Source organism: Leptolyngbya sp. CCNP1308, from assembly GCF_034932455.1.
GTDB lineage: Bacteria > Cyanobacteriota > Cyanobacteriia > Phormidesmidales > Phormidesmidaceae > Nodosilinea.
The window spans coordinates 1-9,798 of sequence record NZ_JAYGIH010000052.1 but is presented as its reverse complement, the minus strand read 5'-3'; the positions used below and the strand labels follow the sequence as shown (position 1 = coordinate 9,798).

At 51.6% G+C, this 9,798-nt stretch carries 8 protein-coding genes and 1 pseudogene; 5 read left to right on the top strand and 4 right to left on the bottom strand.

The annotated features are described in order from the left end of the window. Positions 1-680: 680 nt before the first annotated feature. On the bottom strand, positions 681-896 hold the full coding sequence (locus tag VB780_RS14045; protein ID WP_323351788.1) for a hypothetical protein: 216 nt from the start codon (positions 894-896) through the stop codon (positions 681-683). Between the two features lie 170 nt (positions 897-1,066). Between VB780_RS14045 and VB780_RS14040 the strand changes: the two genes are divergently transcribed. From VB780_RS14040 to VB780_RS14030, 3 genes are all read left to right on the top strand, one after another. Beyond that, complete coding sequence (locus VB780_RS14040; RefSeq protein WP_323351787.1) at positions 1,067-1,396, top strand: S24 family peptidase; 330 nt, start codon at positions 1,067-1,069, stop codon at positions 1,394-1,396. A 293-nt stretch (positions 1,397-1,689) separates the two neighbouring features. Beyond that, the gene (locus VB780_RS14035; protein ID WP_323351786.1) at positions 1,690-2,577 is read left to right on the top strand and encodes a prenyltransferase; all 888 of its coding nucleotides are present in this window, start codon (positions 1,690-1,692) and stop codon (positions 2,575-2,577) included. A gap of 221 nt (positions 2,578-2,798) precedes the next feature. Further along, a complete protein-coding gene (locus tag VB780_RS14030; RefSeq protein WP_323351785.1) occupies positions 2,799-4,109 on the top strand; it encodes a Y-family DNA polymerase in 1,311 nt (436 codons plus the stop codon). A gap of 338 nt (positions 4,110-4,447) precedes the next feature. On the opposite strand, the gene VB780_RS14025 is transcribed toward VB780_RS14030, so the two are convergent. Both VB780_RS14025 and VB780_RS14020 read right to left on the bottom strand, forming a co-directional pair. Continuing rightward, on the bottom strand, positions 4,448-7,480 hold the full coding sequence (locus tag VB780_RS14025) for an S-layer family protein (protein WP_323351784.1): 3,033 nt from the start codon (positions 7,478-7,480) through the stop codon (positions 4,448-4,450). 66 nt (positions 7,481-7,546) lie between these two features. After that, positions 7,547-7,732: a hypothetical protein gene (locus VB780_RS14020; protein ID WP_323351783.1), complete on the bottom strand. Its 186-nt coding sequence runs from the start codon at positions 7,730-7,732 to the stop codon at positions 7,547-7,549. Between the two features lie 301 nt (positions 7,733-8,033). On the opposite strand from VB780_RS14020, the gene VB780_RS14015 reads away from it, so the two are divergent. Then, positions 8,034-8,918 carry an SAM-dependent methyltransferase gene (locus VB780_RS14015; RefSeq protein ID WP_323351782.1) on the top strand — a complete coding sequence of 295 codons (885 nt, stop codon included), beginning with the start codon at positions 8,034-8,036 and terminating at the stop codon, positions 8,916-8,918. Further along, the gene (locus VB780_RS14010; protein ID WP_323351781.1) at positions 8,915-9,583 is read left to right on the top strand and encodes a hypothetical protein; all 669 of its coding nucleotides are present in this window, start codon (positions 8,915-8,917) and stop codon (positions 9,581-9,583) included. Before VB780_RS14015 ends, VB780_RS14010 begins: the two co-directional genes overlap by 4 nt. Here the strand turns inward: VB780_RS14010 and VB780_RS14005 are convergent. Further along, positions 9,536-9,798: pseudogene (locus VB780_RS14005) on the bottom strand (hypothetical protein); the annotation flags it as partial. The gene VB780_RS14010 and the pseudogene VB780_RS14005 sit on opposite strands and share 48 nt — an antisense overlap.

Below are 9,798 nucleotides of genomic sequence, written 5' to 3'. Positions count from 1 at the left end.
GTCCCGGCAATAAATCCTTGATGCGGTCCCATTGGTCATCGCGCAGCGCATAGCGTCGGGTCGTCATTGAACTTCGATGGGATGAGATACTACTGTCCCAGTTTACCTAATTGATGACACGCCCTAGGCCTATTTGACACTGATCTTTGCCAATCTGGAATCTCGGCGGTGCCTGAAACCGAATCCATCTAGACCCCTAAGCGGTTACTCGTTCTGTAGGATATTCATGTTGAAAGCCTGATAGGGTAAAAGGTAGACACCCTAAATATACGCAAACACTCTGGGCAAAAGAAATACTAAGAAATTAGTATTTAGTTCTGAAATATTCAGATAGATGTTCGCTATCTATAGATAGTATTGAGCAAGGCAGTGCCATAGGAAAAGGCCATGCTGATCGCTTGGGAGTGGCTGTTCCATACACTCGTTGGTTGCCTTCCGCCTCATCACTGTTGAGGTGGTAATCTACGCTACCAAAAGCTTTCTCTTCCCTCTTCGAATCTGAGCTGAGAACCTCACTCCTACCGGGCAAGCTATTCAAGATATCTACCTGCCGCTCTGGCTCTCTGCCCGTGTCACAGCCATCTCTAGCCTGCGACTAGGAGTTACCTGCTTATACTCTTTTACGACGATTACCAACAGGGACAGCCGTAGCGTAGAACAGTTCTACAAAACAACAAAAACTACTCTGCCTGAATGGAGCGATGCTTAGCGATAATCTCATGCATTTCCTTGCGAACCAGACGATGAAGCTTTGAATCTGCATGAAGCGGCTCTAAAAAGTCTGGGGCTATCAGGAAAGAGTTGCTGTCCTTATCAAAGGCTAAGCGTATATCCTTCACATCTACAAAGGGCTCTAAGTCCTTCAGGAGATGATGGAAGGTATTGAAGATTTGCACTACGTTTTGTATTGAAGATTTGCACTACGTTTTGCATTGAAGCATAGATTACATTGTGCTGGAACAACAGGATATCTCCACGTAAGCACAGGACAGTCCTACGAGACAACAAGAAAGACAACCTACCTCTGTAGCGAATAATCTAGATCAGCCACTACGCTACTTGTTCTATGAGTTTCCCCGTCCCCGGCGATGCTATCGAGCAAAGCCTAGACCTCAACCAACACCTGATCCACAACCCCGCTGCCACCTTCTTCATGCGGGTCGAGGGGGACATGGTAGCTGACCAGGAGGTGCAGCCGGGGGATCTGCTGGTGGTCGATCGCTCCCAGACAGCCCAGGATAGCTCTCTAGTAGTGGCGGCGATCGCTGGTTCTCTCCAAGTCCTCAAAGTCCAGCAGCACCACGGCAAGCTAGTGCCTGCTTCGGACAGACAACCAGGAGAAGCGCTAGATATGGAGATTTGGGGCGTTGTTACTACTCTCATTCGCAAAGTCTGAGCAACAAAAAACCACTGTCGCCAGCGGTCTCTGTCGTGCTTGAGAGAGTCAAGGGGCCACCCAGCGCAGTCATACAAACAGTGTCGGTAGGTGGAGTGTGAATATATCTGGTTATGTTAACTTTTGATAAGCAGGCTCATGGTTGAGCTGCCTCTACCGCGCGAATTTATCTTTGTTGCCGCTGGCAATTTAAGAAAGCTTCCGCAGAATAGGCGAATGTCATCACGGATGGGTTTTCACGGTTGATGGTCACATTGCCGATTAATTGCGAATGTTGTTATTCCTATTAACCCTTGGTCTCCTTTCCCAACTTTTATCGCGCGGCGGCGGTTAGTCATCGCATCTTCCTATGGGCTCTGGTTTATCCCAGTATTTGGGTTGCAGCGGCCATCGCCTCGCTAGTTCCGTTCGTGCAATATACCCTAGACCTCGCTTTTGACTGGGCACCAGTACTACTCATTTTTGCTACAGCGCTCATTCCTTACAACGTTGATCGCATTGCCGATAGCTATTTTCAAGAGATTCCTGATCCTCAAGCTCAGAGCTATTTTCGTGGAGGTTGGGGCTGGGTCATTTTGTCGTTGGCAGTTATGGCCACGGTTGTGCTGCTGTACTGCGCTAACCAGCAGGTTGTCATGGTCAGCTTAGCGGGCTTAATTCCCTTCATTTATGGATTACCAATCTTTCCCTGGCGGAGGAGCGATCGCTGGCAATGGTTTCGGCTCAAGGACGTACCCGCGACTAAAGCCTGGATTGTGACCAGCGTTATCACCTATGCTGTCATCGCTGTTCCTCTAGCCTCCGCAAATCAACCTTTCACATTGTCGACAGGTATAACCAGCCTGTTTTTGCTGATTTTTGTAGGTACCAACTCCCACTTATTCGACATACGCGATCTCCAGTCAGACAAGAAAGCCGGGGTGCAAACATTGCCAGGATTGGTTGGAATTACTGGCAATCGTCGTATTTGGTTTGTGCTGAACGGACTGGCCTTCGCTGTCGTTGCCTGGGGGTGGAGTCAGTCGCTACTGGTGCCAGCATCCGCGATCGCGCTTCCCTGCATTGCCGTTAACTTGATCGCGCTAGGCTTAGTCAAACCGACAACACCTCGCAGCGTATACAGCATTCTCATTGATGGGTACTTGTTTCTGCCGGGTGCCATTGTAGGAGTATTTAGATAAGTCGGTGTTGGTGTCCCTAAGCCCAGCTCGTCAAATAATAGTGGTTTGATCAATCAGCAGTAGATTGCGGCGGGCAGAGGCAAGTTCGGTGAACTTTGGAAAAAGACAGTCTCGTAGGACAGTAAGACACTGACCACCGCAGAGGATAGTATAGGAATACTACTGCATCTATCTCTGCTGTCTCTAATGCTGTAAACCCTTGTTCTCCTTGGGGTCTAGCAATGTTTGCCCTGGTCGATTGCAACTCATTCTTTGCCTCCTGCGAGAGGGTTTTCCGCCCCGACCTGGAGGGCAAACCAGTGGTGGTGCTCTCTAACAACGACGGCTGTGTTGTGGCGCGATCGCCCGAAGCTAAGCCGCTGGTGGCGATGCAGGCAACGCTATTCTCGATTCAAGACCTGGTGAAGCAAGGGAAAATTCACGCCTTCTCATCGAACCCGATCCTCTATAAAGACATGTCTCGACGGGTCATCCAGACCCTCCAGCACTTTAGCCCCGAGGTCGAGCAATACTCCATCGACGAAGCCTTCCTGGGCCTGCACGGGTTCACCAAAGCCGACCTAAGCGACTACGGCCAAAAGATTCGCACCACCGTCAAGCAATGGACGGGCATACCCGTATCAGTGGGCATCGCCAAAACCAAGACCCTGGCCAAGCTAGCGGCCCATGAGGCCAAGCGCTACCCAAATCTGAACGGAGTCCTCGACTTTGAAGCCCTGGCCGGCTCAGACGCTGTGCTGGCCAGCATCGACGTAGGAGAGGTTTGGGGCATTGGCAAGAACCTCAAGGCCAAGCTCAGGGCTATGGGCATTGCCAACGTGCTCCAGCTCAAACAGGCCGACGAGCGACTGATCAAGAAGAAATTTGGAGTGCTGGGCCTGAGAACCGTTCTAGAGCTGCGCGGCACCCCCTGTTTTCCGATGGAGCCGGTAGCCACTCCTGTCACCATGCAAATTGTCTCTCGTTCTTTTGGCCATCTGGTCACAGAGCTATCTGACATCAAAGAGGCGGTGGCCACCTACACCACTCGCTGCGCCGAGAAGCTCCGGGCCGATGGCCTGGTAGCGGGTCACTTCACCGTCTCCATGCGTACCAGCTACTACCGCCCCGAGAACCAGTACTCCGCCGCCCGCTCTGTCGCCATTGACCAGCCCACCAACGACACCGCTGTGCTTATCCACGAGGCTATGAGGCTAGCGGAAGCCGCCTTTACGCCAGGCTATGAGTACCTGAAGGCTAAGGTCATTGCCACTGAGCTAAACCCGGCAGGCGAGGTGCAGGGCAGCTTGTTTGCCACTCCGGTGGATACGGAGAAGCGCGATCGCCTGATGGCAACGATGGATAGCCTCAACCGCAAGATCAGCCCTGACGCCGTGAAGTTTGGGGCGATGGGCCTGAAGCCTAGCTGGGCCATGCGGTCAGAGTATTTCTCGCAGAGATACACGACCCATTGGGGGGAGATTCCGACTGTAAAGGCTTGGCAAACGGTAAGCCGTGAATCAAAAAGACTGTCCTCCAAAACGGTCCTATAGGATATATAGGAAACCGGGAAACCTAGAGGCGCTGCGGCATCAGGCTTCATTCTTAGCATTACCAGCAGATTTATTTGTGCCGCCATAGGCCATCTTGACCTAGCGATCGCTCACTACTAAGCTGCCCTAACCCTTAGCCATCGTCTTAGACACGGCCCAAACAGCCAACATTCTCAACGAGCTAGGGCGGGTTTATAAAGACTTACAGCAGATCACAACGGCGTTGGGCTACTACCAGCAGGCTCAGCAGCTGATGCAAGATTTTAAACCATTAGAAAGCGATCGCGAGCTGCTAGAGAATATCCCTACCAGCGGTCTTTTTAGCCTTTACTACTGAGTCAACGGCACTCGTGACTCAGCACCAACCGTCCGTTGGCAAGCCGGTAGACCCCTTCAGGCTCTATGACAGGATCTCCAGCTTGCCAAATTGGAGTAACCAGCGCCGCCGTCTCGCCACTGCGAACAGCACTGGTTGGGTAAGCCGAGATGGGCGCGTCTTCCGGACGGTTAGGTAAGCCGTCGCGCCCGGTAACAACAAAGCTACCCCTTCCTTCGGTACGCGCAATGCAGCTGCCGCTGACAAGCTGACTGGTATCAACAATGTTTTCGGGCAGAGACGTAAGACCGTTTTGCAGAAAACTGGTGTCTGGAGAGTTAATGACTGCATTCCCAGCAATGCCAAACTGAGAACTAGCGGTAATATCACTCAACGGTGTCTGTTGTGAACGGAATTCTAACCCAAACAGGCCACGGGTTGTGATATTGACCTGTCCCCCTCGTCCTGCGAATGCGTTGGCGCTGACATCACTATTCTCTTGAGGAACAGCAATCACAAACCCGTTGGCGGCGTTAATTGTAATATTGCCACCGTCACCCCCGGCTTGGGCTGTGCCCGCGCTGGTGGAAATGCTGCTGCCGCGACGCAGTAGCAGCAAATCACCGCTAATCACGCTGATGTTGCCTCCGTCTCCTGATGCCGACTCGGCGCTGATTTTCCCAAAGTTGTCTAGCTCAATGATCGGTGCTGCTGCAACAATATCTCCTGCCCTGCCATTTCCCTCTGAAAGCGCAAACAAGCCACTACTACCATCACTAACAGTAACTAGACCAATTCGTCTTATCCCAAACTCGACTTGACGAGTCGCAAAGGTTGGATCTTGACCCTCAATCCGAATTCGTTCTGCCGCGTTGACGGTGATTGTGCCAGCGGCTCCATCTCCTAAGCTGACGGTCTGAATCTGACCTCCGTTAGTCGCTTCAAATATATTAGTGTCGATAATAATGTTGCCCCCGGCTGCTAGGTTTCGAGTGCTGGCATCAACGATCGCGCCATCTGACACACGAAAACGGTTTGTAGTAATCGTAATATCTCCCCCAGCGCCAACGGAGCGAGATTCATTATCAGTGAAAAGCGCACTAGGAGTGCCCGTGTCCAAGCTATATCCAAATAGCTCGACTAGATTCTGAGCGGTAATTGTAATATTACCTGCTCTTCCTTCTCCTTCTGAAAAGGCCAGAAATTGAGCGCCGTCTCGCAGCGAAAGTATATTGGTTTTAACATTAATATCTCCAGCATTCCCCTCAAAAACCGTATTCACAAAAATAGAGCTGCTATCACTAAACAGAATTTGGTCAGCTTCAATATCGACATTGCCTGCGTCTCCGAATCCTGCTGAGAAAGCCTCGATAGCGGCGTCATCGGTCAGCTTTAAGGTGTTAGTACGAATATCAATATTGCCTGCTTGTCCCACACCGCCCTCAAGCTGACCGCCTCCAAAGGAAAATGGCGCTCCTAAACGGCTAGAAATACTAGCCCCTGAAAATGCAAACTCGGAGGCTTGACCAGACAAAGTGATATTTTGGGCTCGAATGGTAATATCGCTAGCAATACCAATACCTGTGACTCCGGTAAAGATACTGGCACCGTTAATCAGGTTCAAGTTCTCAGTGTCGATCAAGACTCCACCACCTATTCCCCTTCCGCTGGAGCCAATACCGCTGGAGATCCCTTCTGATAGAAAACTTCCGTTAGAGTCAATCAGAATATCTCTTGCTTTAATGCTTATCTGGCCAGAGTTTCCTGTACCAAGAATACCAGAACTTATTTGTCCACCCAGTATATTGATAGTGTCTGCACGTACATTTAGAGAACCACCGTTTCCCCGAGCAGTATTTGCAACAAAACTGACTATAGTCGTGTTGTCACCACGCAGGGTAATGTCATCATTAACTGAAATTTCAACATTCCCAGAATTGCCATTGCCAAATGTGCTAGAGCTTAGATAGCCTGGACTGCCGATCTCGATGGATCGCGCGGTTATGGAAAGGTTTCCGCTGTTGCCAGTGCCGTTTCTGTTAACATCATTTTCCACAAAGCTGCCAGAAACAAGCCTAAGATCTCCTGTTGCGGAAATATCAATATTCCCTGCTTGAGCTCCCTCAAACCCGAAGTTCTGACGAATTCCGGCGTACAAGCCGCTGTTGTTTTCAAATAAAATATTTCGAGCTGAAATATCTATATAGCCTCCCCTGTCTAGCGTTACATCGACAATAGCGGTGTCTAACAAAGCAAGAGCTTGACGATTCAAACTTGAGTCAAAACTCAGTCCACCGTCTAGATTGATCTCAACATTTCCTGTTCCTGATGCAGCTCCAATATTGATGCGACCACCGAATGCTCGCAAACCAGCGACAACGTTTCTTCCATCCACAGTGACGCTGCCACCTAGTAGCGTTAGCGTTTCACCTATAGGTACCCAGAGCCCTCTAAATACACCAAAAAACGGATCTAGGACGGCTGACCGACTTGTGATGTCACCCGAAGACGCTGGGCTGAAAAAATAAGCCGATGGATCAATTGTTAACAAAGACGAAGGTAGCTCCGGGGTGGTGGCGCTAAAACTACCGCGATCGCCAAACAGCACACTATCAGCGGTTGTAGCGGTAAAGGAACCGCCAACGTCCAGGCTGCCGGTTTCGCTAAATAGAATACCGTTGGGATTGATAAAGAATAGATTGGCTTCAGTTACGCCTCCATTTGCAGACGCGGTGCCCAAAACACCAAAGATGTTGGATGGACTGTCGCCGGTAACGCGGGCGAAGATATTGGCGATCGCCTCGGAAGGCGCAATAAAATAGGCTCCCTGACCCGTATCAATATTGAACTCCTCAAAACTGTGAAATAGGTTCTGATCGCGGATTGCTCCACCCAGAATCGCCTCAACCGGCAGCCCGTTGATCTGGATCACTTGAGAGCTTTCTGCCCCAAGGGTACTGTCAGGCACGATCGCGCTTTGCGCCCAAGCAGGAGAGCTAACTAGAAGCCCAGCTACAGCCGCTAGCGGTAAACGAGAAGATAGCAGCACACCCATGGTTTCTCTCTCAGCGTGTACTGGTTAAGTGTACGGGAAAGAAGATACTAAGCACCGCCATCAGTACTACACTTGCTGTCGCTTGATCAACTGGCTAAACAACCCCGCCTGGTCGGCCAGTTCCTCAAAACTTCCCTGCTGCACCACTCGGCCTTTTTCGACCACATAGATGCGGTCGACATTGCGAATTGTGCTGAGGCGGTGGGCCACAACGATGCAGCTGGTGGCCTCGATGCGATCGCAGACAGACACCAATCAAACAGCGGTAATTCAGCTCCAGAATCCTAACCAACGCTGGTTGCTGCATAGTTACTCTCTTAAAGGCTCTAGCCAAGCTGAGCATTGTCTAGAAAGTGCCACTCAAGGCCCCCAGATAACTTGCCCTCTGCCTGGCCCTGGAGCCTATGAGGTTAGCCTGTTCAATGTGATGAGCAGTATGGAGAGTTTGCCTATGTAGGTCAAGTTGAGTTCAATAGGCGATAGCTCTAAGAACCCAGAGCAGTCCCAAGAGACAGTCCTACAAGATAATAGGACAAACTGTAGAATAGCTGCCGTGTCCTCACCATCTACGGATCTAATTTCTTACACCGCCCAGATTGTGGCAGCTAAGCGGGCCATTGAGCAGTCCCTCCCAGTTCCACTGTTCAATGACCCTTATGCTGCGGCTTTGGCGGGTAATGAGGTCGAACATCTGCTATCTAAGTGGCGGCAGGTAGCCGAACGGCAGGGGCGATCGCTAGAAGATGTCATCGCCAAGCGCACCCGCTACATCGCCATTCGGACCCGGTTCTTGGACGACCTGCTGCTGGCCACTCTGCCCCGGCTGTCTGAACCTCAAGTCGTCATATTGGGCTCAGGACTCGATACCCGAGCCTATCGGTTGCCCTGGCCAGCCGCTACTAGGCTTTATGAAGTCGATTTGCCAAGGGTTCTAGACTACAAGGCCAATGCCCTAGGGAAGATTAAGCCAAACTGTCGCCACCACTTGATTGCAAGTGACTTGGAAAATTTTCAAACAGGTTGGATCGCTCGACTACTAGAGGCAGGTTTGAGGCAAGAGAAACCTACTATCTGGATCCTTGAAGGCGTTCTTATGTATCTGCCAGAACCTTCGGCCCACTCTCTACTGAGGACTGTTACAGCGTTGAGCAGCCCTGGTAGTGTGCTGGGTATGGATGCGGTAAAAAGTGGTTCGATATTGGCAGCCCAGAGCGCTAAGAACGCCGACCGGGGGAGAGTGGTACGCCATTGGCAATTTGGCTGCGACGAGCCCCAGCAGCTTCTGAAGGGCTATGGCTGGAGTGCTGAAGTGGGCCAACCTCAAGACTTTAGAATCGCTCACGGCAGATACCCAGAGTCCATGCCTGTCACCGCTGAGGTTGGTGGCCACCAGCAGGAGAGAGGGGTTTGGCTGGTAAAGGCCAGGAAAGACCGATGACGCTCATCGCCTCAGATAAAGTCATCAGCACCATCCTCAAGCACGATACGAAAGTAACGAGCTACAAGATCGCGCTGCTGCGGGCCATTAACGATGTGGTGCTAACCTACCCCGACCTGAGAACCTACCAGAGCGATGTCGCGGTACCCCTCAAGCTACTGGCCGAGTTTTGGATCGCCTACTACTGGCCCTTCGTAGACTCCAACGACCCCATCCAACAGGGGCAGCGGGCACAGCGCCAGGGGCAGATCATCAACGACATGGCTTTCAGGCCAGCGCTAACCGAACTCAGGCGGCAGTGGGAGCAGGTGATTGGAGGGTTGAAGAACCCTGCCGATGGTTTCTTACTAATCAATGAGCTTCGCTCCCCTCGAAAGCACCAGCGCTATCCCCAGTCGCTGATTGACACCTACCAGCAGGCGATCGCCGCTGTCACCAAAACTATCGAGATGCCCATTCGCTATGCTGGCCCTGGCCATTGGAGCATCTTTGAGAAGCCCCAAGCCTACAACCAGGTGGTCAGTCGGACTGTGGCGGTGCCGGGGACAAGAGCAAAAGACCGCTGCCTAATTATTCCCCTCGACCTCTGGGCCACGTTTCGCCAAATGTCGCTCTGCTCACATCTTGCACCTGGTAATCTGAACTTCAAACCCCTGCTGCTGTAGTAAGGGACGTTTTCGCTCGATGTCTGCCAGCAGCAGGTAAACCAGCACATCGGCCAGTGCGGCTTCCATTACAACAGCGGCGGCTTCCGCCCAATCTGGTAGCGCCTCGGTTTCTAGTGAGAGGTAGCCCCAATGGGCCAGGATAAAGGCGACCAGCGATAGGACGAGCCAACGGTACATCCCTAGCAAGGTCTGCTGACCGAAGCGATGCAGCC

Coding starts and splice junctions, on each gene's coding strand:
- VB780_RS14025 (WP_323351784.1), bottom strand. CDS start 7,480: ATGGGTGTGCTGCTATCTTCTCGTTTACCGCTAGCGGCTGTAGCTGGG.
- VB780_RS14010 (WP_323351781.1), top strand. CDS start 8,915: ATGACGCTCATCGCCTCAGATAAAGTCATCAGCACCATCCTCAAGCAC.
- VB780_RS14030 (WP_323351785.1), top strand. CDS start 2,799: ATGTTTGCCCTGGTCGATTGCAACTCATTCTTTGCCTCCTGCGAGAGG.
- VB780_RS14040 (WP_323351787.1), top strand. CDS start 1,067: ATGAGTTTCCCCGTCCCCGGCGATGCTATCGAGCAAAGCCTAGACCTC.